General features: G+C 69.3%; 27 protein-coding genes and 2 pseudogenes. 8 read left to right on the top strand and 21 right to left on the bottom strand.

Annotated elements, in window-relative coordinates; all coding sequences use genetic code 11:
* Positions 1-300 precede the first annotated feature (300 nt).
* Positions 301-604, top strand: a pseudogene (locus ACZ3I3_RS12065) (IS5 family transposase); the annotation flags it as partial.
* A gap of 41 nt (positions 605-645) precedes the next feature.
* On the opposite strand, the gene ACZ3I3_RS12060 reads toward ACZ3I3_RS12065, so the two are convergent.
* From ACZ3I3_RS12060 to ACZ3I3_RS12050, 3 genes are all read right to left on the bottom strand, one after another.
* The gene (locus tag ACZ3I3_RS12060; protein WP_467364365.1) at positions 646-1,260 is read right to left on the bottom strand and encodes a hypothetical protein; all 615 of its coding nucleotides are present in this window, start codon (positions 1,258-1,260) and stop codon (positions 646-648) included.
* Between the two features lie 220 nt (positions 1,261-1,480).
* On the bottom strand, positions 1,481-2,218 hold the full coding sequence (locus tag ACZ3I3_RS12055) for a hypothetical protein (RefSeq protein ID WP_467364364.1): 738 nt from the start codon (positions 2,216-2,218) through the stop codon (positions 1,481-1,483).
* Between the two features lie 114 nt (positions 2,219-2,332).
* Positions 2,333-2,668: a hypothetical protein gene (locus tag ACZ3I3_RS12050; protein WP_467364363.1), complete on the bottom strand. Its 336-nt coding sequence runs from the start codon at positions 2,666-2,668 to the stop codon at positions 2,333-2,335.
* On the opposite strand from ACZ3I3_RS12050, the pseudogene ACZ3I3_RS12045 reads away from it, so the two are divergent.
* A pseudogene (locus ACZ3I3_RS12045) lies at positions 2,621-2,746 on the top strand (hypothetical protein); the annotation flags it as partial. The gene ACZ3I3_RS12050 and the pseudogene ACZ3I3_RS12045 sit on opposite strands and share 48 nt — an antisense overlap.
* Positions 2,747-2,837: 91 nt before the next feature.
* Positions 2,838-3,032 carry a hypothetical protein gene (locus ACZ3I3_RS12040; RefSeq protein ID WP_467364362.1) on the top strand — a complete coding sequence of 65 codons (195 nt, stop codon included), beginning with the start codon at positions 2,838-2,840 and terminating at the stop codon, positions 3,030-3,032.
* A gap of 4 nt (positions 3,033-3,036) precedes the next feature.
* Here the strand turns inward: ACZ3I3_RS12040 and ACZ3I3_RS12035 are convergent, their stop codons facing one another.
* The 16 genes from ACZ3I3_RS12035 to ACZ3I3_RS11960 all read right to left on the bottom strand — a co-directional run bounded on the left by ACZ3I3_RS12035 (position 3,037) and on the right by ACZ3I3_RS11960 (position 18,764).
* Positions 3,037-4,080: a hypothetical protein gene (locus ACZ3I3_RS12035; RefSeq protein ID WP_467364361.1), complete on the bottom strand. Its 1,044-nt coding sequence runs from the start codon at positions 4,078-4,080 to the stop codon at positions 3,037-3,039.
* Positions 4,077-6,629, bottom strand: coding sequence for a hypothetical protein (locus ACZ3I3_RS12030; protein ID WP_467364360.1), 2,553 nt, complete (start codon positions 6,627-6,629; stop codon positions 4,077-4,079). The genes ACZ3I3_RS12035 and ACZ3I3_RS12030 overlap by 4 nt, the downstream gene beginning before the upstream one ends.
* A gap of 261 nt (positions 6,630-6,890) precedes the next feature.
* Entirely contained in the window at positions 6,891-7,532 is a 642-nt protein-coding gene (locus ACZ3I3_RS12025; protein WP_467364359.1) for an OmpA family protein, read from the bottom strand.
* Between the two features lie 11 nt (positions 7,533-7,543).
* On the bottom strand, positions 7,544-8,119 hold the full coding sequence (locus tag ACZ3I3_RS12020) for a hypothetical protein (RefSeq protein WP_467364358.1): 576 nt from the start codon (positions 8,117-8,119) through the stop codon (positions 7,544-7,546).
* 31 nt (positions 8,120-8,150) lie between these two features.
* Positions 8,151-8,759, bottom strand: a complete 609-nt coding sequence (locus tag ACZ3I3_RS12015; RefSeq protein ID WP_467364357.1) for a pilus assembly protein TadG-related protein — start codon at positions 8,757-8,759, stop codon at positions 8,151-8,153.
* Positions 8,759-8,956: a Flp family type IVb pilin gene (locus ACZ3I3_RS12010; protein ID WP_150482783.1), complete on the bottom strand. Its 198-nt coding sequence runs from the start codon at positions 8,954-8,956 to the stop codon at positions 8,759-8,761. Before ACZ3I3_RS12010 ends, ACZ3I3_RS12015 begins: the two co-directional genes overlap by 1 nt.
* A gap of 214 nt (positions 8,957-9,170) precedes the next feature.
* On the bottom strand, positions 9,171-10,148 hold the full coding sequence (locus ACZ3I3_RS12005; protein WP_467364356.1) for a response regulator transcription factor: 978 nt from the start codon (positions 10,146-10,148) through the stop codon (positions 9,171-9,173).
* Positions 10,149-10,209: 61 nt separating this feature from the next.
* Positions 10,210-11,805 carry a sensor histidine kinase gene (locus ACZ3I3_RS12000; protein ID WP_467364355.1) on the bottom strand — a complete coding sequence of 532 codons (1,596 nt, stop codon included), beginning with the start codon at positions 11,803-11,805 and terminating at the stop codon, positions 10,210-10,212.
* A gap of 12 nt (positions 11,806-11,817) precedes the next feature.
* Entirely contained in the window at positions 11,818-12,705 is an 888-nt protein-coding gene (locus ACZ3I3_RS11995; protein WP_279544213.1) for a DUF5936 domain-containing protein, read from the bottom strand.
* An 18-nt stretch (positions 12,706-12,723) separates the two neighbouring features.
* Complete coding sequence (locus tag ACZ3I3_RS11990) at positions 12,724-13,668, bottom strand: type II secretion system F family protein (RefSeq protein WP_467364354.1); 945 nt, start codon at positions 13,666-13,668, stop codon at positions 12,724-12,726.
* Positions 13,669-13,679: 11 nt separating this feature from the next.
* On the bottom strand, positions 13,680-15,017 hold the full coding sequence (locus ACZ3I3_RS11985) for a CpaF family protein (RefSeq protein ID WP_399407142.1): 1,338 nt from the start codon (positions 15,015-15,017) through the stop codon (positions 13,680-13,682).
* A gap of 56 nt (positions 15,018-15,073) precedes the next feature.
* The gene (locus ACZ3I3_RS11980; protein WP_150482778.1) at positions 15,074-15,433 is read right to left on the bottom strand and encodes a TadE/TadG family type IV pilus assembly protein; all 360 of its coding nucleotides are present in this window, start codon (positions 15,431-15,433) and stop codon (positions 15,074-15,076) included.
* Position 15,434: 1 nt separating this feature from the next.
* Positions 15,435-15,839, bottom strand: a complete 405-nt coding sequence (locus ACZ3I3_RS11975; RefSeq protein WP_467364353.1) for a TadE/TadG family type IV pilus assembly protein — start codon at positions 15,837-15,839, stop codon at positions 15,435-15,437.
* A complete protein-coding gene (locus ACZ3I3_RS11970; protein WP_467364352.1) occupies positions 15,836-17,089 on the bottom strand; it encodes an AAA family ATPase in 1,254 nt (417 codons plus the stop codon). The genes ACZ3I3_RS11975 and ACZ3I3_RS11970 overlap by 4 nt, the downstream gene beginning before the upstream one ends.
* A 9-nt stretch (positions 17,090-17,098) precedes the next feature.
* On the bottom strand, positions 17,099-17,806 hold the full coding sequence (cpaB, locus tag ACZ3I3_RS11965) for a Flp pilus assembly protein CpaB (RefSeq protein WP_467364351.1): 708 nt from the start codon (positions 17,804-17,806) through the stop codon (positions 17,099-17,101).
* 124 nt (positions 17,807-17,930) lie between these two features.
* The gene (locus ACZ3I3_RS11960) at positions 17,931-18,764 is read right to left on the bottom strand and encodes a hypothetical protein (protein WP_467364548.1); all 834 of its coding nucleotides are present in this window, start codon (positions 18,762-18,764) and stop codon (positions 17,931-17,933) included.
* 383 nt (positions 18,765-19,147) lie between these two features.
* Between ACZ3I3_RS11960 and ACZ3I3_RS11955 the strand changes: the two genes are divergently transcribed.
* From ACZ3I3_RS11955 to ACZ3I3_RS11935, 5 genes are read left to right on the top strand one after another with little or no spacing between them, the layout of a single operon-like run.
* Positions 19,148-20,707, top strand: a complete 1,560-nt coding sequence (locus ACZ3I3_RS11955; protein WP_467364350.1) for a hypothetical protein — start codon at positions 19,148-19,150, stop codon at positions 20,705-20,707.
* A 19-nt stretch (positions 20,708-20,726) separates the two neighbouring features.
* The gene (locus ACZ3I3_RS11950; protein WP_467364349.1) at positions 20,727-21,281 is read left to right on the top strand and encodes a hypothetical protein; all 555 of its coding nucleotides are present in this window, start codon (positions 20,727-20,729) and stop codon (positions 21,279-21,281) included.
* A gap of 2 nt (positions 21,282-21,283) precedes the next feature.
* Complete coding sequence (locus tag ACZ3I3_RS11945; protein WP_356928003.1) at positions 21,284-21,715, top strand: DUF3592 domain-containing protein; 432 nt, start codon at positions 21,284-21,286, stop codon at positions 21,713-21,715.
* Positions 21,715-22,104, top strand: coding sequence for a hypothetical protein (locus tag ACZ3I3_RS11940; protein WP_467364348.1), 390 nt, complete (start codon positions 21,715-21,717; stop codon positions 22,102-22,104). Before ACZ3I3_RS11945 ends, ACZ3I3_RS11940 begins: the two co-directional genes overlap by 1 nt.
* Before the next feature lie 31 nt (positions 22,105-22,135).
* The gene (locus ACZ3I3_RS11935) at positions 22,136-23,824 is read left to right on the top strand and encodes a chitinase (RefSeq protein ID WP_467364347.1); all 1,689 of its coding nucleotides are present in this window, start codon (positions 22,136-22,138) and stop codon (positions 23,822-23,824) included.
* 83 nt (positions 23,825-23,907) lie between these two features.
* Here the strand turns inward: ACZ3I3_RS11935 and ACZ3I3_RS11930 are convergent, their stop codons facing one another.
* Together ACZ3I3_RS11930 and ACZ3I3_RS11925 are read right to left on the bottom strand one after the other, a co-directional pair.
* Complete coding sequence (locus ACZ3I3_RS11930; protein ID WP_467364346.1) at positions 23,908-25,224, bottom strand: Nramp family divalent metal transporter; 1,317 nt, start codon at positions 25,222-25,224, stop codon at positions 23,908-23,910.
* Positions 25,225-25,381: 157 nt separating this feature from the next.
* Entirely contained in the window at positions 25,382-25,864 is a 483-nt protein-coding gene (locus ACZ3I3_RS11925) for an ATP-binding protein (protein ID WP_467364345.1), read from the bottom strand.
* Positions 25,865-25,924: the final 60 nt, after the last annotated feature.

Genomic DNA, 25,924 nt, shown 5'->3' with positions numbered 1-25,924 from the left:
CCGGGCGCTCATCCGGGACATCAAGACGGGCCAGGCCGACCATCTGCCGTAGGCCCCCTCTGCGAGCCGGCCTCCGCCGCCTCGGTCAGCAGGCGGGTCGCTTCGGCGACGGCGACGTTCCGGTCGATGTAGCGCATGGCCAGACCCAGCGCCCAGGGGGCGAAGCAGTCCTCACGCCACAGCCATTCGAGCACGCCCCCGTGCCAGAAACTGCCCGATGCGGGTTGCCCAGCATGCGGCGAAAGCCTCCGGATCCGTTTCCTCCACGTCGATGCCCAGCCGCCCGCGATGGCCGGGGCGGATAGCCCTCAGTTCGTCCCCGTGCTGAAGAAGATCCGGGTTCGTCTGCCGGTCGGGGCCGGCCCCGCACCCGGCCGGGCTCAGTTCCCGCGAAAAGAAGAAGGGCAGCCGGAACGGCCGTCCCGTCACTTTCGAAGCCGGTCTTTACCGTGGTCGCAACACTGTCGAGCGACTGATCAACCGGATGAAGGACTGGCGCGGCATCGCCACACGCTTCGACAAGACGCCCGAGAACTACCTCGCCGGCCTCGAACTCCGCGCCTCGATGATCTGGCTCGGAGATCTCCTGGAAGCAGCCGATTGATCACGAGGCCACACAGGCCCCGGGGCACGCCGGAGCCGTTGTCAACCGAACCAGACGACCAGACGTACGTTGTCGTCCCCGTGCTTGTCGGCGAGGTCCCGCATCGCATTCCAGACCCGGAACCAGGGTGCCTGGTCCGGAGGAGCGAGCATCCGCGCTGTGAGAATCACAGGGCGGTACACGGCGCCGTCCAGGTGGACCTCGCCGCCCTGCGGCCATTCCGATGGGCTGTACACATCCTCGCCGAAAGCATCGGCCGCGGCCTCATCCAGGCCGGGCGTGGCTGAGGCCCACACGATGTCGTGTTGGACGAGCTCGCCGTCGTCACCAGGCCGCCACAGGCCCGCCCAGTGATAAGCAGGCTCGTCGGCGAGCGGGGCGTCCCAGTCGACCACGGCGACTTCGGCCCAAGTGGCATACGTGTGGCTGTGCTGATAGTCCTCGCCTCCGGTATCCCGTACCGGATCCGAGGGGTCGCTCGGAAGCCCGCGGTCGGCAAAGAGCGAACGATCCAAACTCTCCGTCCCGCCGAAGTTGAAAAGACACCCCCACGCCTCGTGGTCCCGCCCCAGTTGCAGGTCCAGAAGGTCGACCGCCATCTCCCAGTGTCCGTCGGCCGAGCGAGTCTCGATCACACCATCTATGTCTGCGCCCACTGAGTTGATGCTAAGGCCCAGTGCAGGTGCGCAGGTGTGAGCGTCACCGGTTCATAACGTCGGGAGAGGACAGTAAGCAGTTCCGCTCCAAGGGCGTGCCGCGCTCCTTCTCGTCCTCGCGGGCTCACCATGGAACATGCCTTGGACGCCGACACCACCACCAGCGCTCGGCCTTCTCGTCGTTCCCGGGCTTGGTGCATGCACGGAAGATGCCGTTTCTTCAGCTTCCGCGCCTACTACCGCTCCGCCTCTCCGTCCCCAAATCGAAGAGCTTCCCCTGTGCCGCCTCCGCGTTGTCCCAACTCGCCGGGCCACCCGGCTTCACCGACAGGCGATCCAGAGCTGCTCTGGCCTCAGGACTCCCCATCGCGCCCAGCAGCTCGATGGCAGAGTCCGCGCCGATGTCCTCGACCACGCAGCGCTCGGCCATATCCACCGCCCAGTCGGCGAAACGGCCGGGGTCGGAGTCCAGGGCCAGCCAGCGGAACACCGAGTCGGCGGTGTCGTCCCGCAGCCGCGGGATCATGGCGAGTATCGCCGCTTCGACGTGATCAACGACATGCCGCTGAAGCGGGTACAGCCTCTCCCGTCCCCGCCACTCGCGCACCAGCTCGTCCACACCGGCCCACGTCACCTGGCTCGTGCGGGGCATCCTCTCCCCCACCGCCTGGTGGAACTCCTCCCACACGTGCCACAACAGGCCCGGAGACGGCGGCTGAGGCACATCCGGCGCCAACTCCGGGGCCTCCAGCAGCTCGGTCACCACCTGCCGAGCCTCCGCCACCCGCTCATCGGTGCGCGGCAGGTCCCCGATCCGATCCCAGTCGCCCTCGTCCCAAGGCTGTGGCAAGGTTCGAAGGGCGCGGGGCAGAACGTAGTCACCCTCCGGATCACGCCATCGCGCGACCTGCGGATCCCACATCTCCTCGGCACTCAGCTCCGCGTCCGACTCGCTCATTTCCGCTGTCCTGCCGCGTCTCGTGGCTGTCGTCCACTCGTTCGTCTTATGCGATGCCCAGATACGCCTTTGCGCTGTCCGGGTCCTTCATCTTCCTCCTGTCCATCCTGCCGTTCACCGTCCGCTCGTCGATGGCACGCTGCACCTGCCGAGCTGGTCGGCGGACAGACCCTGGCCCGCCACCTTCACGTCCACACCGTTCTTGGCCATCTCACCGGCCGCCGTTCTGGTGTCGCTCGCCGGCTTGCCGTTCCGGGCGGGCTTGACCTCGCTGAAGACCGACGTCCAGCGGTCCGCCGTCTCGATCTCCACGGTGGCCTTGCGGCCCGGCTCCTCGCTCGCCCACTCCTTGAGCCTCTCGACCTGATTGGCGAACTCCGCCTTGCGCGTGGCCGAGCCGACGTGCTTGACCTCCTTGACGTACACGGTGCCGTCTTTGCTGTGCGCCAACCGGACACCGTGCAGCTGGACTCAGCACACCCACCGGAATTCACCGGGGCCGAGACTCAGCTCACCAAGTACCGTGCCCACTTGGACTGGATGGACGACGCGGCGCTGCCTCCGGCGGCCTCACGTGACCTCCTCCGTAACATCGCCCGCGAACTCTGGAGGCGACACCATGACCACCGGCATCGCCTGGGAGGACCCTTTCTGCGGCGAAGGCAACAACTGCTTCCGCATAGGCACCGACACCGAAGGCAACGCCTACATCGCCGTCGCCGGACAGGAGGAGCACCACCTGACCGACAGCCGCGATGCCCTCCGAACCCTCATCCGGGACATCAAGGCGGGCAAGGCCGACCATCTGCTGTAGCCCCTCACTGCGGCGGGCTACGGTAGCCGGCCTCCGCCGCCTCGGAGAGCAGGCGCGTCGCTTCGGCCACCGCGACGTTCCGGTCGATGCAGCGCATGGCGAGGTCCTGGGCCCAGGGGTCGAAGCAGTCCTCGCGCCACAGCCATTCGAGCATTCCCCGTGCCAGGTGTGCGGCGATTCGGGCGACCCACCGCTCAGCGAACGCCTCTGGGGTCGTGTCCTCCAGGTCGATGCCCAACCGCTCGCACTCGTACCAAGCCCAGATCAGACGCTCCCGCGTCACCAGTCGGGCGTCGGGCATCAGGGGAACGAGGACCATGTGGACTTCCAGCCACGCCGGCCGGTCCTCCGCATCCTCCAGCCACTTTCCCTCCCATACGGGAGGTTCCTCCGACACCAACCGTTTGTCAGGCAGCAGCGCTTCGAGAACGGCCCGCGCCTGGGCGAAGCGTTCCAGCGTCGGTTCGTTCTCGATCTCCCAGCCGCCAGACCACCCGGATGTCAGATCCCTTACCACCTTGGGCAGGAGCAATTCCTCACCGTCGGTAGGACGAGCCGCCCGCGCCTCGTATTCCGGCTCCCTCAGCTTCGCGAGCCACTCGCGCGCCTCCTGTCGGTGGCTTTCGCCCACGGACTCGTCCTTCACGAGGCGCGCCAGCGTCCGCTCGCCGTGCGGGAGGCCGAGTTCGTGGAGAAGCCAGATGCTGTCGTGGCCGCCCATACCGGCGTGTACGCCCAGCTCGGCAAGCGCGGCGGCCCGGGCGGCATCCAAGGGCTCACAGCGCCGCACGGCTTCCCGCAGCGACCAGAGCAATCCTTGGACCTTGTTCGACGCCCCCAAACGTTCCCGCCGGGCCGCGAAGTGCTGACGCTGCCCGTCGGTGAGCGGGAGACCCGGTTCGTCCTGGGCCCGCTCCCAGAGATCCTCCAGCTCGTCCGGCCAACCGCTCGTTCTCGGCGGAAGGGCGGCGATCGCCGCCTCCAACTCATCGAGGAGCGCAGCTGTACGGTCCTCCTGAGCCTCCGCGTGCTCCTCGTCGTCCGTCATGAGGCCCCCAGGTATTCCATCGCGGTCTTCGGGTCCTTCATCTTGCCGGAGCGCAGAGCGTCGTATCTCTCAGCCTCGCTCTTGGCATTCCAGGCGTCATTCATCGCCCTGAGCTGCGCAGGAGTCACCTCCTGGCCGGCGATGCGGGCGCCGACTTCGTCCTGGGCCATGCGGGAGGCCGGGGTTCCCGTAGGAGCTTCCTCGCCCCGCTTCACGGGCTTGAACCCGTCGAAGATCTTCTGCCACCCCTTGGTGGAGGCGATCTCGTAGCGGGCGACCCGGCCGGGTTCCGCCTTCTGCCACTTGCCCAACCTGCCGATCTGAGTGGCGATGGAGCCCTTGGTCGTCGCATTCCCCGTGTTCTTGACCTCCACGACATGGACCTTGCCGTCCTTGCCACGGTAAGCCACGTCGGCGTCCGGGATGCCCCTGACGTCGATCTCGCCTCCCAGGCCGTCCGGCCATACCGACGGATCGCCCTTCTTCCGATCGGGGCCGTCACCAATGTCGGAGTACACCGTGCTGCCGTCCGCCGCCTCGTTCTGCGCCACCCGCTTGGTGGCGTGCACCTCGGCAAGGTTCTGGGCGAGCCCGTCCTTGTCCCGTGAGCCCAGCACCTTGGACGCGAGCTTCTGCCGGCTGCCATTGTGGATGTTCTTCTGCTCCAGCAGCTCCGAGACGTCGGCAATCGCGTCTGCCGCCTCCTTCTTGCTGATGTCCTTGGAGTTCGGGTCGACGTCGTCCTTGGCCCGCCTGAGCAGGTTCTCGAGCTGGGCCTCCTGCAGGTTGACCTTCTCGTCCCCCGGGAGCTTCTTGTGGGCCTTGATCTGCTCCCGCAGCAGGTCGGACCGCGCATCCAAAGCCTCCTGCTGGGCCTGGCGTGCGTCGTCGGCGTCGTCGCCTGTGCACTCCTTGCCGCCTCCTGCGGCGACGACGATCCGGCCGCCCTGCGGGGCCGCCAGGACGCCGGTGCCGTTGCCCGGGACTCCGCGCAGGCTGCTCCCACCCCCGTACGGGACGCGCCCGAACGCGATGGTGCAGCTGCCGTTCTTCTCGGCCTTCTTCTTGGTCTCGTCGGCGTGCTTCTGGGCCTCGTCCGCAGCCTTCTTCGCGCCGGCGAAGTCGCCCGCCTTCGCCGCCTTGCGGGCCTTCTCCGCCGCGTCCGCCGCCTTGTCGAGGGATTCACCGACCTCGGCCAGCTTCTTGAACTTGGTGAACTTCGTGATCGTCTTCGGACTGAAGATGCCGACGACGCCGACGACGGTGTTGCCGATGGAGGCGCCGTAGTTGCCCTTCTCCCAGTTCTCCTTGTCCACGAACGTGTCGGTCGCAAGGTCGGACACGAAGTCCTCGGGCGAGTTGACCCAGCCCCATACGGAGGAGACGTAGTTCCCCTTGTCCCACTCCTTGCCCAGCTCGTCGGACTTGTCGCCCCACCAGTTCGTGGTGTAGCCCTTCAGGCCGTTCCAGCTGTCCTTGATCGAGCCGACGGGGTCGCTGACGACGTCCATGGTGCTGGCCAGGAAGCTCTTGGTCGGGGCCACGAAGAAGCCACGGACGTGGTCCATGAACGTCCTGTCGTGGCGTTCCTGGTCGTGTACGTCGTCCCAGAGCGACCTCTCGTCGAACGGCCCCGGAGCGAGGGGGACCGTGTCGTTCGTCCCCGCGCCCTCGTAGGTGATGATCCGAGTCGACCAGGCCGGACCGCCGTCGGTGTTGTTGCCGCCTGTAGCACCGCCGGTGCTCGTGCCTTCCTGGCCACCGGGACCGGCCTGGGTGCCCGAGTCGCCTTCCGTACCTGTCTCGCCGTTCGCGCCCCCGGCGCCGTCCGCCCCCGCGCCATCGTCCGCGTTCGCGTTCGCGCCGCCGTCCGGGTCCGCGTCGTTGCCGCCGTCGGTGCCAGTGCCGGTGCCGGTGTCCGAACCGTCTTGCTGCGCATCGTCGTTGTTGTCCCCGGCCGCACCCGTCTCGGTGCCATCGCCCTGCGGAGCGGGGCAGGCCGTGCCCGTCACCGAGCAGACCGCCGACTGGATGCCGTCGGCGATGCGTCCGCCGAGGCCGCCCACCGACAGCGCGACGATGATCGCGGCGACGACCGCGATGAGCCCCGCGTACTCCACCGCGGTCTGGCCCTCGTCCCGCCGCCAGCGGATCATCCTCGCCAGGTTGAACGCCCGGCGCTCCTCCCTGCCCTGGGGAGGGGTTTCGAACCACTCTCGCGACCGGGCCCGACGCAACAGCACGATGACCGCGACCGGCATCGCCGCCTGCGTGAAGCCCCGCAGGTCACCGTGCAACAGCGTGCCGAGCGACAGCCACACGATCCACGCCTGTACGGCGATCAGTGCGCGGCTCGTCCACACCCCGCCACGCCACAGGCGCCGGGCCAGGTAGATCCCCGCCAGGCTGGGCAGCGAGTCGTACACCAGGATCCCGAGGATCTCCCCGGAGTAGTACGTCACCACCGACAGCACGGTGACCACGTACAGCGCCGTCAGCGCGAACTGCACCCACAGGAGTACCTGCACCCAGCCCAGTTCGCGTGGCAACGGCGAACGCCGGTCCCAGGAGGGGGTGTTCTGTGCACTCCAAATCCCGGTCGGAGGTATCGAGTTACCGGCACCGGACATGCGTGACCTCAGTTCAGCGGGCGGGCATTCAAGACGGGCACCCGGCTGAGGTTATGGAAAATCGAACACTGACACATGGGCCCCCGGGCCCACCCTTGGCCCAACTTGAACCGCAGGGCCCGGGCCCGTCCCTGCCTGCGGTGGCGCGAGACGGGCCCCGGGTGAGTGGGGGCTGGTGACTCAGTTCTCCGTGCGCGGGAAGGAGACCTCGACACGGCGGTTCTTCTTGCGGCCCGCTTCCGTGGAGTTGTCCGCGATCGGGTACTGCTCACCGTAGCCGCGCACCTCGTACGTGATGCCCGAGTCCGCGAGCTCGTCGTCCAGGACACCGTGTACGGCCGACGCGCGCTGGCGGGACAGCACGTCACCGTGGGCCGACGAACCCAGGTTGTCCGTGAAGCCGAAGACGCGGACCTTCTGCGCGTTCTGCGCCTTGATCTCTTCGGCGATGTCAGCGATGCGCGCCTTGGCCCGACCGCTGAGTTTCGCGCTGTCCTTGCTGAACAGCACCTCCGCCTGCAGCGCGAACTTCACGTCCGAGTTGGTGTCTTCGCGGCGTTCCTCGCCTCCCTGGTCCTCTATGACGGACTTGATGTCGAGGATCTTGGGCTCCGCGAGAGTCGCGCCGTCGACCAGCTTCAGGTCGGGGTCGTTCGCGTCGACTTTCACCGGCGCGCTCGCCTTCGGTTCGGTGCCCGGCGGGTAGCTCGGGCCGTCGGCCGCATGGACGGATACGGCGCCGAAGAGGTTCGTGGCGACCATGACTGAGGCTGCGGTGAGGACGACCGTCAGGCGTGGGGCTCGGGTCCGGGTGTGGGTCATGGTGGTCTGCCTCAGCCGGAGATCTTGATAGTGCCGGAGGCGAACGTCGGGAGCTGGAAGCTCACCTCGGTCGTGCTGTCCGGAGGGGCAGGGAACTGCATGAAGACAGCCATCGAGTCACCCGACTTGACCCTCGTGAAGCCCGTGGTCGTGAGGGGCCGGCCATCGGTGTCGCGCAGCACGTAGTAACGCTTCTTTCCCTCGGAATCCACAAGAGTGGCGCCACCGAAGGACATGCCGTTCTGGAGGACCTCGGTTTCATTCCCCCTCACCGCAGCTGGCACGGTGACATTCTGGGAACCATCGTTCTTCAGCTCACCGTTCACAGTGACGAAGCCCCCCGAATCACGCTCCGCCGAAGTGATGGAAAGCAGCAGCCCGTCTTGTCCCTTGAGTTCAGCCAGTGGCTCCTCCGACTGACCTTCCTGAGCACTCGGCTTCGATCCGCTGTCCTTTGAGGCGGACGCCGACGCGTCTCCGCCTTTGTCGTCCCCGCTGCTGCAGCCGGCCACACCGAGGGCCAGGCTGACCGCAACTGCCGCTGCGGCCATCCCCCTGCGGGCCGTCGTGGTGAACCGAATGCTCATGAGTTCCGCTTCCTTTGTTCGTCGTTCTTTGTCAGTCGGCCAGATGGACGTCGAAGAGGTCATCGGGACCGGGCAGATCCGAGGGATCGTCTGCGTCGAGGTCCCAGTTCTTGCCCCCGCAGTTGAGCTTTGGCAGGTCCTCGTCGTTGTCGTTGCCCTCCTCGGGCGGTTGCAAGGAACAGCGCGGCTCGATCACGGCCCTGGCTTTTGCCGTCGCGTACGTGTCTTCCGTACCGGGGACGATGCTGTCGCCGACGGGATCGTTCGTCTTGACCTCGACCTCGTAGCCCAGTGGGTCCCACTCGGGCTCACAGCCGCCTCCCACGACATGTGCGTCGTTCTCGTCGGCGAGCTGCTGCGCCCGCCAACAGGAGGGTTCGAGCCCGTCCACCTCGCCCTCGAGGATGTCCTCCCAGAGGTCCGGGTTCAGGAGGTTGTCCAGCCACCTGCCCGTAAGTTGGTCCCGCTTGTCCTGCGCGGCCGCAAGGGCAGCGGCGTCCGCCGCCGTCTGCGCGCCGTTCCGTGTTGCCGCGGCCTGGCCGACCGCAAGGTACGCGAACGCAAGGAAGAGCAGGCCCACCACCACCATGATGTAGATGGGGAAGGCCTGCCCTGCGTCGCCGAACTTACGGGTCCTCATCAGCCGCCGGTGACCTGGGAGATCTGGTCCGTGATCGCGGTGTAGATGGAATTGCCGATGTCCGTACCCGTGATCGCCAGAACGATCGCCACGACCACCGCGATGATCCCCAGGTACTCGACCGCGGTCTGCCCCTTGTCGTTGCGAGCGGCGCGGGCCTGCAGGTACGAGACGGTGGTGTTGATCCAGTTGCTCATGGTGGTGTTCCCCTCCGGTACCGGCCGGCCGCCTACCGGCCGACGTACAAGTCTCTTGGGCGCTACTGGCGTTACCGGCTTCCTCCTTGCCGGTACCGCTTTCGACACCAGAAACGTACGGCGGAACCCCCGGTCCACCAGAGGGCCCCAGGGCCCAATCCAGGGCCCAATCGCGCGGGCCCAACGAACTCTCCCCCCATTCCGTCACCGAAGGTCACCCCAGTCCTCGGTGTGAGCCCGGTGCCGTGCCGAGCCACTTCGCCGCGGCCTCGGAGCGGCTGGTGCTGTGGAGCTTGGCGAAGATGCGGTTGATGTGGTTCTTGACCGTCTTCTCGCTGATGAAGCAGGTGGCGGCGATCTGCTGGTTGTTCATGCCGGACGCAATGAGGTCCATGATCTCCGCCTCCCTCGTACTCAGCTGGAACCGCGACCTGTCGGGAGCGGCCGGACGGCCACTCGTCCACCCAGACGAAGACTGTCCCACATCCGATTGCACTTGCGAAAGGTTTTCTGGAGAAGTGGGTGGGGGCGGGACGTGCGGGAGGCTCATACTCGCTGCATAACCGGGTAGTTGGGATTGATTATGCGGCCATGCGGAAGCGGAATTTCCGTATGCATTCGCATTCGCCTGTCCCAGTCCATCCGGTAGCGGCGAGTCCCCCGGAGCCTGGCCCTGACCCTGGCCCTGGCCCTGCCGGAGCTGGGCCAGCAGCGCTCCCGCCGCCGTGGGCGTGAAGTGGGCCCGGCCCTGCTTGATGTCCCTGACCGCGTCGACCAGCTGACCGGCCGTGAACTCGCCGTGGACCAGGTAGCCGCCCGCCCCTCGGCGGAGGGCCTCCTGGACGATCTCCGACTCCCTGCTGTAGGTCAGCATGACGACCGGGGCGATCCGCACCAGGTACGGAAGCGCCGAGATGCCGTCCACGCCGGGCATGCGCACGTCGAGGAGGACGACGTCGGGCCGGTGCTGTTGGGCGGCCTCGTAGGCCTCGCGGCCGTCGGCCGCCTCCGCCACGACCGTGATGTCCTCGCGGCCGGAGAGCAGGGCGGTGAGGCCGGCGCGGACCACCGGGTTGTCGTCGGCCACGACGACCCTGAGGCGGCTCGGCTGTGCGGGCTGCGGGAAGTCGAACGGGTTCTGTGGCGGTGGCGGCTGTGAGGCGCCGGGGTGAGGGGTCGTCTGGTCCGGCATCGGCTGCCTCCTCTCGTGTCGTGGGGGACGTGTGCGGTGTGGTCATGGGTGGTCGGCCGGGTCAGCCGTGGGGTGCGGTCAGGGCCGCCAGCGGTAGCTCCAGGCGGACTTCCGTTCCCTTGGGGTGGCCGCCCCGGCCGACGCGGATGCGGGCGCCCACCGAGGCGGCCCTCTCGACCATGCCGACCAGGCCGAAGTGGCCCGCTCGGCGCAGTTGTTCGAGGGTGGTTCCGGGCGGGAGGCCGCGGCCGTCGTCGTAGACGCTGATGCGGAGCAGGTCGCCGTGGACGCCCGCGCGGACGTCGACCCGGGTCGGGCCCGCGTGGCGGTGGGCGTTCTCCATGGCCTCCGAGGCGATGGTGAGGAGCTGGCGGGCCACGGCGGGTGGCACGGGGGGTACGGAGTGGTCACCGGTGGGGCGGTAGACCGCCGGGAGGCCCGTGCGGGCGCTGAAGTCCCGGGTGCGCGCGGCCAGTTCTACCAGTACGTCCGTGCCCTGGCCGGGGTCCGATTCGCGGCGCAGGTCCGCCAGGAGTTCGCGGGATTCGGCGGCGGCTCGGCGGGCCGACCGGGCGACCAGGTCGGCCTGCTGCTTCACCAGGGCAACGTCCATGTGGGCGGCGCCCGCCGAGCCCGCCAGGCCGTCCGCGGCCAGGGCGACGCCGTGCAGGGTCTTGGCGACCGAGTCGTGCATCTCGCGGGCCAGTCGGGCCCGTTCCGCGCCGACCGCCTCCGTGACGGCCAGGCGGGCCTGGACCGTCGTCAGCGCCTGGGTGGCCGCGCCGAAGCGGAGCATGAGGTTGCGGAGACTGGAGCCGACGGCTCCGGCGATGACGCAGAGGCCGGGCAGGAGGGACGACTCGGCGATGCCGGGCTGGGGGTCCTCCATCGCCGCCTGGATCAGGAGGAGCAGCAGGGCCTGGAGGGAGGCGAACACGGCTGCTCCGCGCCAGCCGTAGACCAGGCCGGCGAGCAGAGGGGTGCAGACGCTGACGTAGGCGAGGGTGCTGCCCGGGCCCGCCGAGATGAGCAGGAGGGCGCCGAAGAGGGTGTCCGCGGCCAGGAGAGTGGGATGACGCAGGAGGAGGGGGCCGAAGCGTTCCCAGTCCCTGAACAGGACGTAGGAGGTCATGAAGGTGACGACCACGGCCGCGCCCACCAGGCGGGTGGGGAGGCCGTCGTTGGCGTTGATGAGGGCGGTGGGGGTGGCCAGGGCGATCATGGCCAGCCGGAAGCCGAAGACCTGCCGGCACATGGCTTGGAGTGCGTTGATCTGGATGGGTATCGCCGGGTGTTCAGGTGCCGGTGCCGGTGCGGGTTTGGCCCGGCCTTCGGCCGGGATCGGCTTCCCAGCGGCACCGCCAGCACCACCCGTGCGGCTTTCGTTGCCGGGTGCGGGTGGCCCCGGTGGGGGCTGAGCGCCGTCGGCGGCCGGACCGCCGTTCACGGGTACCGGCATGACCGTGTCCGCCCTGCCACCCGGCGCGTCCGCCCGCTCCCACCCCGGCGGCAGCGCCGGTGTCACCGACGTCACCGGGATGTCGGGGGCGCCTGTGCGGACGTGGGCCGGCAGGACGGTGCCTGCCGGTGGGGTGGTGATCTCCGGTGTTCTCGGGCGGCGGCGCAGCCGCCCAGTGCGTTCTCCCGTCATCGACATGGTGTCGCCCCCCTACTCGCCCGTGACAACGCCGAAGTCGGTACCCGAGCCGAGGATCAGTCCGGCGCCGAGGAGGAGCATCGTGGCCGGAACCATGAAGGTGGTGATCATCATGGTGGCCTTGGGGACCGCGCGCGCGGCCTTGCGGCGGGCGTTCTGGGCATCCGTACGGCGCATGTCCTTGGCGAGGGCCACCAGCGTGTCGACGATCGGGGCGCCCAGTTCCTCGCCCTGCTGCAACGCCGTGACGAACATGGCGACCTGCTCGGAGTCGTTGCGGCGGCGCAGTTCCGCGAAGGCCTGGCGGCGGCTCATGCCCAGGTCCATCTGGCGCAGGGTGATGCGCAGTTCGTCGGCCCAGGGGCCCTCGTACTTCGAGGCGACGCGGTCCAGGGCCTGGCGGAAGCCCAGGCCCGCGCTCACCACGACCGCCAGCACGTCCAGGAAGTCCGGCAGGGTCCGCTCGATCACGTCCTTGCGGATGCGGATCGCCGCCCAGATGCCGACCTCCGTCCAGAACGCGCCGAAGGCGAGCAGGAGCAGCGCCACGACGAGCTGGCCGCGCATCAGGAAGACCAGGAAGCCGACGCCGCCGAGGAAGCCGTAGACCGCTCGGCGGGCGGCGTAGCGGTCGATGGTCAGGCCGCCGGGGTTGCCCGCGAGGTCGATCTTGCGTCGGTACTTGGCGACCTGCTTGGGGCCCATCAGGCGCAGGACCGCGGGGGCGTAGCGCATGCCCAGGCGGTCGATGAGCGAGTCCACCGCGCCGGTACGGGTGGAGCCGACCTCCAGGGCGAGCGCGAGATCGCCGGGGAGTTTGGCCTCGGCCCGGTACATGCGGATGCCGGCGAAGGCGCCCCAGACGCTGAGGCCCATGACCAGTGCGAGAAGAAGTCCCATGATTCTGCTCCGGCCTTCTCAGACGTCGATGCGGGACAGGCGGCGGATGAGGATGAAGCCGACGGCGTAGAGGGAGAAGGCGATGATGACCGCCCCCTGTCCGAACGCTGAGCCCGTCATGCGTTCCAGCGCCCCGTCCTTCACGCCGTTCATCAGGAACAGGGAGCCCACGCCCAGCACCGGCACCGCGTACGAGGTCATGCTGACCTGCGACAGCTGGGTGCGGACCTCCCGTCGCGTCTCCTTGCGCTCCTCCAGCGTCTCCGTCAGGTTCCGCAGCGCGCTGACCACCTGGCCGCCCGCGCGGCTGGACAGCACCAGCGTGGTGACCAGGACGACCAGTTCCCGGGAGGGGAGGCGGTCCGCCAGTTCACCCAGGGCGTCGTCCATCGACGCGCCGATCGCCAGTTGGTCGGCCACCTTGCCGAGTTCCTCGCCCGCCGGGGCCTCCAGTTCCTCCGCGGCCATGCCGATCGCCGTGCGCAGCGCGAGTCCGGCCTGGGTCGCGTTGGCGAGGATGCGGGCCAGTTCCGGGAGCTGGTTGATGAACTTCTCGATGCGTTTCTGCCGCTGCCAGTTGAGGAACTGCAGGGCCACCCAGATGCCCAGCAGACCGGCCAGGGGGCCGAAGAACGGGGCCAGGGCCGCCTGGCCGATCAGCCACAGGCCCGCCACCGTGGCGAGCATGTAGACGAAGAACTCACCCGGGGTGATGTCCAGGCCGGTGGCGGCCAGGCGCAGTTCCAGTTTCTTGCCGAGCTTGGTGCGCCGCAGGCGGCGGTCGATCCCGCGGAAGTTCCGGCGCCGACCGCCGACCTGGATCTGGCCGGTGGCCGACAGGCGGTCGACGAGCGCCTGCCGCTGCGCCTTGCCCATGGCGTAGGAGTGCAGGCCCATGACCGTCAGGACGCAGGTCAGCAAGGTGATGCCGGTCGTGAGCGTGATGAGCGTGTGCAGTTCCATGGGGACGGTTCCTACCTGGCTTCTCGGGTGGCTAGCTGGTCCGCGGACTGGGCGATGCCGAAGGCCTGGGGGATGGGCTGGCTCGCCATGTAGAGGCGGTCGGCGGTGCGGCGCGGGAGGGGGTGGTACTCGAAGGCGCCGTGGATACGGCCGTCCGCCGCCATGGGCCGGGCGTTGAAGCGGGCGACCGTGACCAGTCGGTACGGCTCGCTGCCGTGGCTCTCCAGCAGCGCGATCTCGGTGATGCGGCGGGCGCCGTCCGCGAAGCGGGTGAGCTGGACGATGACGTCGACCGCGCTGTTGATCTGGTCGTGCAGCGCCACGAAGGGGATCTCCACCTCCGACATGGAGGCCAGGGTCTGCAGGCGCATCAGCGCGTCCTCCGCGCTGTTGGCGTGGACGGTGGCCAGCGAGCCGTCGTGGCCCGTCGACATCGCCTGGAGCATGTCCAGCGACTCGCCGCCGCGGACCTCACCGACGACGATGCGGTCGGGGCGCATGCGGAGGGAGTTGCGGACCAGGTCGCGGATCGTGATCTGGCCCTTGCCCTCCACGTTCGCGGGGCGGGACTCCAGGCGGATCACGTGCGCCTGCTGGAGCTGGAGTTCGGCCGAGTCCTCGATGGTGATGATGCGCTCGCCCTCGGGGATGAGCCCGGAGAGCGCGTTCAGCAGGGTCGTCTTTCCCGTGCCCGTCGCGCCCGAGACGATGACGTTGAACTTCGCCTGCACCAGGCCCGCCAGCAGGTACAGCATGTGCTCGTCCAGCGAGCCCAGGCCGATCAGCTCCTGGAGTGTGAAGGAGCGCGGGAAGCGGCGGATGGTGAGGGTCGCGCCCGTCAGGGACAGGGGCGGGATGATGACGTTGACGCGCTCGCCGGAGGGGAGGCGGGCGTCGACCATCGGGTTCGACTCGTCCACGCGGCGGTTGACGGTCGAGACGATCCGCTCGATCGTCTGCATCAGCTGGTCGTTCGAGGCGAAGCGCATCGGCAGCTGCTCCACCCGGCCGCCGCGCTCCACGAAGATCGCGTCCGGGCCGTTGACCATGATCTCGGTGATGGAGGCGTCCTCGAGCAGCGGCTCCAGGATGCCGAGGCCCAGTGCCTCGTCCACCACCCTGCGGATCAGCTGCGAACGCTCCACCGTCGACAGCACCGGGCCCTCACGGCTGATGATGTGCCCGAGCACCCGCTCCAGCCGCGCCCTGCGCTCGGCGGCGACCAGCGAACTCATCTCCGCGAGGTCGATCTCCTCCAGGAGCTTGGCCCGGTAGGAGGCGACCATGTGGCCGTCCTCGCCCCGGTTGCCGTTCTCCTCCGGGGAGTTGATGCGTGCTCGCAGGCTCATGGTCTCCCGTGCTCCTCGTTCGTTGCCGACAGCCTCAGTGGTCGTTGCCGACGGCCTCAGTGGTCGAGCGGCATGGTGGCGGTCTTCCGTGCCGGGTCGAAGTCCCAGCCGGGGACGATGGACGGGATGTCGACGGTGGCGGTGACCGTGACCTCGTCGCCTCCCGGCGCCTCGGGACAGTCGGTTCCGTCGGCCAGCCAGCTGCTGACCGCGGTCGTGCAGGCCTGTTGGGCGCTGCCCTGCTGGAGCGACGCACTGCGCGCCCCCGCCCGTGCCGCCGTCCCCGCCTGCTGCGCCGTGTACGCGATCAGCCCGAGCTGTACGGCCGCCATGGCGACGAGCAGCAGGATCGGGAGGAACCCGAGGTATTCGATGGCGACCTGGCCGCGGTCGCGCTCTCTACGGACGTACGCCATCTCACTTCGCCTCCTCGACCGCACCCGCGTGGCCCCTGACCGTGAACGGGAAGGAGATCGTGCCCGGGAAGAGGACGGGGACCTCGAGTGCGACGTCGGAGGTGACATAGCCGCCACCGGTGGTGCAGCCCACCTTCGCGCCGGCACTCCACGCGTCCGACAGCTTGTCCAGTCCCGCTGCCCGGCATGCGCCGTCCCGCTCGCCCGGCTCCGCCGCCGTCCCCGCCCGCACCGCCTCATCCGCGGCGTTACCCGCGAGCGTGTACGTGTAGCCCACCAGCACGAGCTGCCACAGCACCACCAGCGTCACGATGATCGTCGGCATCATGCCGAGGAACTCGATGGTGACCTGGCCGTCGTCCCGCCGTCTCACGGACCGCCGTCTCGCGGACCCGGGCATTCTCATCCCCCTCCCTCCTTCCGCCGCCGGAAGTTCACCGGCCCCCGGTCCCCCCGCAACCGGCCCGCCTTCTGGGCGCCGTCGGGGACCTTGACCAGCCCCAGTTCGCCGGCCAGGCCCCACAGGGCCTGCTTCACCGTGCTCTTGCTCTCCAGTTCGTGGATGCGGCCCGCGTCCACGACGCTCTGGAGTTCCTTGAAGTTGGCGGGGACCGCGGTGGCCGCGACGGCCGTGCCGGTGATCTTCTGGATCAGCGGCGGCTGGATCTCCGTAGCGCGCGAGTGCCGGTTGACGACGACGGTCGTCTCCTCGGCCTTGCGGATCTGGAGCCGGTCCCACATCCGCACCGCCCGCTTGGCGCCCCGTACCGCGACCACGTCCGGCGTCGTGATCAGCAGGGCCCTGTCGGCCATCTCCACGGCGGCCGCCCCCGCCCCGTTCAGCTGGGCGCCGCAGTCGATGACGACGACCTCGTAGCGGGAGCGCAGGGCGCTGACGATCTGGCGGGCGGCGCGGTCGGTGACGTCCTCGCCGCGTTCCCCTTCGGCCGGGGCGAGGAGCAGGGCGAGTCCGGTGTCGTGGCGGAAGACCGCGTCGGCCAGGACACGCGGGGAGATGTCCGTGATGGCGGCCAGGTCGACCACGGACCGGCGGAACTGGACGTCCAGGTACGAGGCCACGTCACCGGTCTGCAGGTCCATGTCGACCAGCGCCGTGCTGCGGCCGGAGGCCTGGGCGGCGAGGGCCAGCTGGATCGCCGTCAGGGTCGTGCCCACGCCGCCCTTGGCTCCGCTCACCGTGACCACCGTGCCTCCGACACCGGTGAACACGTCGGCGCCGGCGCCCAGGTGCCGGCGTACGCCGACGGACCACTGGGCGACCGCCTGGACGCGGCTGGCGAGTTCCTCGTAGCTCAGGGGCAGGGCGACCATGCCGCGGGCGCCGTAGTCCATGGCGGCCTGCATGAGGCCGGGGCTCGCGTCCGAGGTGACGAGGATGACGCCGACGGCCGGGAAGCGCAGGGCGACTTCGCGGATCAGTTCCAGCGCGGGGACCGGGCCGATGCGCTCGTGCACGACCACGACTTCGGGCAGTTCGTCGACGGACTCGGCGGCCAGCCGCGCGAGGGTGTCGATGAGCTGGGTGGAGTCGACCACCGGGGCGACCGGCTCGGCGTCCGGGAGCTGGCTGAGGAGCGTCGTGATCGACCGGACCGCGTCCGCGTCACCGACTGCCGGGAGGATCCTCGTGGGCATGCGAGCCTCTCACTTGTCCTTCGCGAGTTCGTACGTCCGGTCCTGCTCGGGGACGGTGGTGTCGCTGCCGGGCGCGACCAGGGCGAGCCGGACGCGCTGGGCGAACGACTCGGCGTAGGTGAGGCGCTGGGCGTCGAGGGCGGACAGCGCGAAGGTGATGGGGACGGCGTCGGTGGGCTGCTGGGTGCGGTTGCTCTCGTCCGGTTTCAGCGCGGTGAGTCGGCCGACGTCGAGGACCTTGGCGTTGGTGACGATGATCTTCGACTGGTCGGGGTCGCCCTCGCGCTTGCCCTCGAAGGTGGCGTAGACGTTGACCGAGGCACCGGGCGTGATCTTGCCGGCCACGCCGGTCGCCGCGTCGATCATGATGGCGACCTCCTGCTGCCCGGGCTGGAGGGCCGGCTGGCGGACGATCATGTCGGACTGGAGCAGGGAGCCCGCTTGCAGCGTGGTCACGGCGATCTTGCCCTGGATCTCGCGCAGGTCGGTGACGGCGTTGTCCGACAGCCACCGTTCGGGCATCTTGATCTTCTCGAACTGGCCCGTGCTGAGGGTGGTGTAGGGCGGTACGTCCGACTTGAGCCGGTAGGCGGTGACCTCGGGGCCGACCTTGGACTTCACGTCGCTGATGACGGACAGCACGCCGGTGAAGGCGCCGAGGGCGCAGACGACCGACAGGAGCAGGAGAATCACGCCGCGGCGCTGACGGGAGTTCATGAACCGTACAACCTCATTGGGGATATCGGTCGAGCGGAAACGAATGGGTGTGAGCGGTGGTCCGTACGGGCCGGGACCAGGACCCCGGGACACGAGTCCCGTGGCGCGTCCCGTGGTTCAGGACTCACCCGACGGGGGTTTGGTTCTCGTGCGGACTCTGGCGGGGTTGGTCGTGGACGGGCGGCGTGGCCGAACAGAACACGCAGCGGTCGCCGATGACGTCGATGCCGCACCAGTGGCAGCGGGTCCGCCGTACGGAGGTGACGAGTTGGTAGAGGACCGACAGGTCGGGCAGGTAACTGCAGAACTCGATCAGCTTGCCGGTGCCCCACCAGCCCGCTGACTCGGCCGGGAGCGGGGTCTCGCGCAGGCCCTGCACCTTCCAGGACGGGGCGAGGGTGCCGGTGACCCAGTCGGACTGGAGCTGTCCCTTGGCGACCAGCATCCAGGTGCCGAACTCGGGGCCGGGCAGGGTGGCTTCGGGGGTGATCCTGACGAGCTGCGGCTCGGGGTGGGCGAGGACGCCGAACTGGCTGCCGGGCACCCAGGACTTGGCGTGCGACTTCAGGCCGACGGGGACCCGGTCGAGCCGGGCGACGGAGTTGAGCAGCGCGCCGGCGTGGATGTAGTGCACGAGCAGTCGCCCCGCCGAGGCGAGCACGCCGGGGCTGATGTCGCAGGACGCGAGCTGTCGTAACTGGCGGGCCAGGACGGCGAGTCCGAGCGGGGGCAGATCGGGATGGAAGAGGGCGATCCGGTCGGTCTCCATGAGGGAGCGCAGGGTGTACAGCCGTCGCTGCACGGCGAGGGGCGCGGCCTGGGAACAGACCACGATCACATGCCCGTGGTGTTCGACCAGGGTCTGCATGTCGGCGAGGGCCTGCTCCAGCGGGCGCCGGTCGACGTCCCGCAGCACGACGGCGGGCAGGGTGCGTTCGTCCTGTGGCGGCAGTGCCATGTCGGCACTGGTCACGGCAATGGCAGTTGGCACGCGCAGCTCCCCGTTTCCCCATGCCCGTCGGCGCGCCGCCTTGCCACTGCGGCCCACCTCGGTGACTTCACTGCGTGACTACCTCAGCACTGTATCCACGGCTCTGTGGCCGGAGAACAGCGTTTGTGTAGCTGTAGAGCAACTGTCGTTGCACAAGATGCGTCAAAACGGGGCAGGTTGAGCATCTTGCCGGTCGCGGGCGAGGGCTCGGGTGGTCCGGGCCGGTGGTCCCGGAGGGCCCAGTGTTGACGGTGGGCCTCCGTTTGGGCCCTGAGGCCCACGCCTCCCACCGGTGCGCGTACCTACTCTCGCCGTCCAAGGCACGTGGTTCGGGCAAGGAGGGGTGTCGTATGGCCGGCGGGGGTGGCATACGGGCGTACGGGCACAGACCGGTCTTCGACGATCGCGGCGCGACCGGCACCGAGTACCTCGGCATGGTCGTCGTCAGCGCCGCGATCGTCCTGGCCGTCTCGGCCACCGGCGTCGGGCAGCTCGTCTACGACAAGATCGCCGCGCAGATCTGCAAGGTGGCCGGTGGCGGCGACTGCGCCTCGGGCGGGCCCGGGCCGGGCAAGCCCCTCACCGACGCCGACTTCGAGCCGGCGCTGTGCCAGGTCTCCTCCGTCACGGACAAGGCGGGCTCCAAGGCGAAGATCTTCTTCTGGGAGATCGGCAAGGAGTACGGCTTCCAGGAGCAGCACATCAAGGCGAACACGGACGTCAACGGTGACGGCGCCGTCGACGGCAAGGACCAGCTGGTCTACCTGACCTTCACGGACGCCGCGTCCGTCGCCGCGAAGAAGGACTTCACACCGGGTATGAAGGTCGGCAAGTTCGGCAGCGACAAGGTGGAGCTCGGGCTCGGCATCAAGGTGACCAACGGCGACACCTGGGTCTTCCAGAGCCCGGAGGAGGCCCAGCGGTTCCGGGACGACGTGGAGAAGCTGCAGATGTACGAGATGCGGCGCACCATGCCCGGGGGCGCGGAGGCCAGTCTCGGCGACAGCATCGCCTATCTCTTCGGGACCGGTCCGCTCAAGGACGAGGAGGACACCCAGAACCGGATCAAGGACCAGCTGGGCGACAACCGGAAGATCACCTACGGCAAGGTGGGCCTGGAGGCCTCGGCGTCGGCCGGCCTGAAGATCTCGGCGGGCGACGAGAAGAAGCTGAGCGCCGCGCTCGGCGGCACCTTCAAGTACTCCCCCGAGGTCACCTGGACGGACAACGCCTACAAGAACACCAAGTCGTACACGTACTCCTCGTCCATCGAGTACGGCTCCAAGGTGGGCTACGAGGCGGGCCCGCTCAGCGGCGAGTACGCGGCGAACACGACGCAGACCGGCACCATCACGGTCACCTACGACAAGAAGACCGGCAAGCTGGTCCGCGTCGACATGACCCGCACCGTCGAGGAGGGCGGCCAGAAGGACGGCGCCAAGGCCGGCGGTGACAACGGCAAGCAGGACGGCGACAGGCGGGGCGGGAACGCCGGTGTGAAGGGCACGGACTCGCAGACCGGCATCGAGATCGTCACCAACTCCGTCAGTTTCGACCCCGGTCCCGGGGGCGACGCGGACCGGGCGGTCGCCGAGCGGTGGCTGGACAGCAACAACGAGCAGATCGCCACGCCCTTCCAGTACATGTTCGACGACCACGCGCCGACCTCCCGGCCGGGCGCCGACGACCCCTTCGGGCAGCTGATGTTCGACAAGGGCAGGTCGAGCCGGATGACGTACACGGGCGAGGTGAACGCGGCCGAGTACGGCTTCGAGTTGAATCTCGGGCTCAGTCTGGGCATGACGATCAGCACGGAGAAGAAGTCGGAGACGCTGACCGACGCCCAGTTCCTGGGGGCGCCCCGCGGGGACGGTCGCTCCTATCTTCCCTACAGCTACTGTGCGAACTGACGAGACGGAGTCCAAGCCGATGAAGACCCGCCGTGCCCTCCTGGCCGCCGCCCTGCTGACGGCCTCCGTGGCCCTGACCGGCTGCGGGAGCTCCGACGCCGGCTCGGTGCCCGACGGCTGGGGCACCCTGAGGAGCAAGGGCGTCGACGTCTCGTATCCGAAGGGGTACGAGGAGCAGAGCGCCGGTGAGCGCGGCAAGCACAACGCGGCCGCGGCGGTGCGCACGGAGGGCGGCAGGAAGGTCTCGGTCATCACCGTGCAGCTCGGGTTCACCGAGGCGAACTCCGCCGAGCAGGCCGCGATCGCCGCCGAGGCGGGCATCCAGATGGGCGCGGACGTCAAGGGCCAGAAGGACGTGGAGCTGGCCGGCGCGGACGAGGCGAAGCGGATCGACTTCACCTTCAAGGCGACCGGCGAGGACGGCGGACCGCCGAAGGGCACCCCGGTCGAGGGCGTGATCCTGGCAGGGCTGGACTCGGCCGACACCGCCTTCGCGGTCCGGGTCGACGCGCAGCGGGGGTCGCTGCCGGACGGGGACCTGGACCGGATCATCGACTCGGTCGAGGTGCACTAGCCATGGAGGTGCCGGGTGCCGGTTACGTCGTGCTCGCGCTGCTCGTGGCGCTGTTCGGCGCGCTGTCGTGGAAGTACGCGCGGCGCCTGGTGACGGTGGCGCGGGTGCTGCGGCGCGGGGCGCGGGCGGAGGGCGAGTGCGTCCGGGTGGAGACGGAGCCGTACCACCGCTCGGACGCCCGGCGGCACTTCTTCGCCTTCCGTACGGCCGACGGCACGCCGGTCGAGTTCGAGGACCTCGCGGGCTGGTCGACGACGGAGGGCACCCGGGTCACCGTCACCTACGACCCGCGCGATCCGCAGGGCACGGCGACGGTGGCGGGCCGGGGCAGCTGGTCCCCGGTGCTCCAGGCGCTCGCCCTGGTCGCGGGCTGCGGCATGGCCGCGCTGGGCTTCGCGGTCCTCCTCTACGTCGAGATCTTCGGGAGTGGTTGATGGCGCTCGTACGCTGCTGGGCCGTCGGCATCGTCGTCCTGGTCGTCAGCGAGTACGTCCAGATGACGCTGGTGTACGGCCCGTTCGTCGGCCCGCGGGGCGTCGGCTCGTTCGGTGCCGCGCTGGCGCTGGTGCACCTGCCGAACCTGGTGTGCGTCGTGCTCGCCACCTGGGCGGCGGCGCGGGTGCATCCGCAGCCGTGGCGGGAGATGCCGGCGCGGCACCTGGCCGCGGCGTGCGCGGCTCCTGCGGCGGCGCAGGTGCTGCTGCTGGCGCTGCGGCCGGGTGTGCTGGACCCGGCGGGGCCGGCGTTGTGGATGTCGACCGGCGTGCTGCTGGCGGGATGTGCGGTCGGGCTCCTGCTGGACAGGTTGGTCTGGACCTCTTGACAGTGCCGCTGGTCTGGACCATTTTCTTGTCATGTCCAGACACAGACGATCCCTGCGGCTGTGGTCGGGCGCCCTCACGGCGGCCCTGGCCCTCACTGTCACGACCGTCGGCCAGGCGTCCGCCGCCGACGTCAACAACGCCAGGAACGCCGGCTTCGAGTCGGGCCTGAGCGACTGGACCTGCTCCGCGGGCAGCGGGACGACCGTCTCCTCCCCGGTGCGCAGCGGCACGGCGGCGCTGAAGGCGACCCCGGCGGGGCAGGACAACGCCCGGTGCAGCCAGACCGTCAGGGTGAAGCCCGGCTCGACGTACACACTGGGCGCCTGGGTCCGGGGCGGTTACGCCTACCTCGGTGTCTCGGGCACGGGCACGACGGACGTGTCCACCTGGACGCCGGACTCCGCCTCCTGGAAGCAGCTGTCGACGACCTTCACCACGGGTTCGTCGACGACGTCGGTGACGGTGTACACGCACGGCTGGTACGGGCAGGCGGCCTACTACGCGGACGACGTGTCGGTGTTCGGCCCCGACGGGGGCGGCGGCACGGACCCGGGCCCGACGGTCCCGTCCGCGCCGGGCGGCCTGAGCGTCTCCGGCACGACGTCCTCCTCGGTCTCCCTCGCCTGGAACGCGGTCTCGGGAGCGACGGGTTACACCGTCTACCGCGACGGCACGAAGGTGACGGCGGTGACCGGCACGTCGGCGACCGTGACCGGCCTCGCGGCCTCAACCTCGTACTCCTTCCAGGTCACGGCCACGAACGCGGCGGGCGAGTCGCCGAAGTCGGCGGCGGTGACCGGGACCACGAACAAGCCGAACGGCCCGGGCCCCGCGCTCCCGAAGCACGCGGTGACGGGCTACTGGCAGAACTTCAACAACGGCGCGGCGGTCCAGAAGCTGTCCGACGTGCCCTCCCACTACGACATCATCGCCGTCTCGTTCGCGGACGCGACCTCCACGCCGGGTGCGGTGACCTTCACCCTGGACTCGGCCGGGCTGAACGGCTACACGGTCGACCAGTTCAAGGCGGACCTCAGGGCCAAGCAGGCGGCCGGCAAGAAGGTCGTCATCTCGGTGGGCGGTGAGCGCGGCACGGTGGCGGTGAACGACGCTGCGTCCGCGGCGAACTTCGCGAACTCCGTGTACTCACTGATGCGGACGTACGGCTTCGACGGCGTCGACATCGACCTGGAGAACGGTCTGAACGCGACCTACATGACGCAGGCGCTGCGGTCGCTCTCGGCGAAGGCGGGCTCGTCGCTGATCATCACGATGGCCCCGCAGACGATCGACATGCAGTCGACGTCGAACTCCTACTTCCAGACGGCGCTGAACATCAAGGACATCCTCACGGTCGTCAACATGCAGTACTACAACAGCGGTTCCATGCTCGGCTGCGACGGCAAGGTCTACAGCCAGGGCTCGGTCGACTTCCTCACCGCGCTGGCCTGCATCCAGCTGGAGAACGGTCTCGCCCCGTCCCAGGTCGGCCTGGGCGTGCCGGCCTCGACCCGGGCGGCGGGCAGCGGGTACGTGGCACCGTCCGTGGTGAACAGCGCCCTGGACTGCCTGACCAGGGGCTCGGGCTGCGGCTCGTTCAAGCCGCCCCGGACGTATCCGGACCTCAGGGGCGCGATGACCTGGTCGACCAACTGGGACGCGACGGCAGGCAACGCGTGGTCCAGCGCGGTGGGGCCGCATGTGCACGGGCTGCCGTAGTCACCGCTGACCTGGCCGGCGGGGTGAGGGCGGTCCTGTCCCTTCACCCCGCCGGGCGGTAGTGCCCTACGGGCGGTAGTGCCCTAGAAGAACTCCCCCCACGGCTGGTCCCAGACCTGCTTCACGCACAGGACCAGGAACAGCAGGCCCGCGACGGCGAGCATCACGTTGCTGAGCGGGCCGTTGCGCCACTCCCTGGGCGTGCGGGAGGAGTTCAGGAGCCAGATCAGCGTGCCGGCGAGGAAGGGCAGGAAGGCCGCGCCGAGGACGCCGTAGATGATGATCAGGCGGAAGGGCTGGCCCTCGAAGAGGAGGATCATGGGCGGGAAGGTCAGCCAGAGCAGGTAGGCGCGGAAGGGCCAGGAGCGTTCGCGGGTCCCCGAGGCGACCTCCTCGCCCTTGGCCTGGCCCGTGCCCGACAGCCGGGTCACGAAGTCGGCGAACATCAGGCTCACGCCGTGCCAGACGCCGATCAGGGAGGTGAACGACGTGGCGAAGAAGCCGATCAGGAAGAACTTGGCCGTCGCCGCGCCGTACTCGTCCTCCAGGATGTCGCCCAGCTGGATCAGGCCCTTGTCGCCGCTCGCGATCGCGACGTTCGCCGAGTGCAGGAGTTCCGCGCCGACGAAGAGCATGGCGATCACGAAGATGCCGGTCGTGGCGTAGGCGACGCGGTTGTCCAGGCGCATGACCTTCATCCAGCCGGTGTCGGTCCAGCCCTTGGCGTTGACCCAGTAGCCGTAGGCCGCGAGGGTGATCGTGCCGCCGACGCCGCCGATCAGGCCCAGGGTGTTGAGGATCGAGTCCTTCTCGTCGGGCAGCACCGGGAGGAGGCCCGCGAAGGCGTCGGGGATGTTGGGCGTGACCCGGATCGCCAGGTACACGGTCACCAGGAACATGACACCCACCAGGACGGTCATGACCTTCTCGAACACCGCGTACTTGTTGAACCAGACGAAGACCAGACCGACCAGTCCGCAGGCGATGCCCCACCACTTCAGGTCCATCACGTCCGGGAACAGCGCTTGGAGCGGCAGCGCGCTCGACGACATCGCCGCCGCGCCGTAGACGAAGCCCCAGACCACGACGTAGACGGCGAAGAACCAGGTCGTCCAGCGGCCGAGGCTCGCCCAGCCGTCGAACAGCGTGCGGCCCGTGGACAGATGCCAGCGGCCCGCCGCCTCGGCCAGGGAGATCTTCACCAGGCAGCCGATGATCGCGGCCCACAGGAGGGTGTAGCCGAAGTTGCTGCCCGCGATCAGTGTGGCGACCAGGTCGCCCGCGCCGACACCGGTCGCCGCGACGACGATGCCCGGACCGATGTACTTCCAACTCGCCTTACGCATCGGAGGGGGCTCGTGGGCCGCGTTCTCCGTCGTGTCTCCTGTGGTGTCCGCCATGAGGGTCAAGAAACCGCAATGAGGCCGGGCCGACAAGAGGGCCTGAGCGAAGTCACCCTAGGGGCGCGGGGAACTGCGCGAACGGCCACGACGAGCCCGCAGACCGAAGCCGGGCCCAGGCGGCTGGGCATACCGCCAAGGCCCGACCAGCGGAGCGTCACGGCTGTCGCCGACCACAGCCGTCCGATCCGCACGTGCCGAGCTCGAACCACACGGTCTTGCCCGGCCCGTCCCGGTGGCAGCCCCAGCGCTGGGCCAGCGCGTCCACCAGGAACATTCCACGGCCGTTCTCCCCGGTGCCGGCGTCCAGCACCCGGGGTACGCGGCGCTCGGTGTCGGCCACCTCGCAGCGCAGTACGCCGTGCGCGGCGAAGAGCGTGAGCCTGAAGCGGCTCTCGGCGTGCACCAAGGCGTTGGTGGCCAGTTCGCCGACGAGCAGTTCCGCCACGTCCGCCACCTCACCGCGCTCCGCGAGCCCCCAGCCCTCCAGCTGCCTGCGCACCTGCGCGCGTGCCTCGGGGACGGCGGAGGGCTCGGGGTCGTACTCGACGCTCAGGTGGCCTGCTCCCAGGGGTGGTTGCGGGAACGGGCCGTACCGGGCGTCGGGGTCCGGGAGGTGGGGCCCGGAGAGTTGCAGCATGGCTCCAAGGGTGTCCCCGGGGCCGCTTCGGCGCAGGGGGAGGACTACCCGATCCCCTAC

Source organism: Streptomyces sp. NPDC016851, from assembly GCF_055562795.1.
The sequence above is the reverse complement of the archived record's forward strand: the minus strand, read 5'-3'. Positions and strand labels throughout refer to the sequence as shown.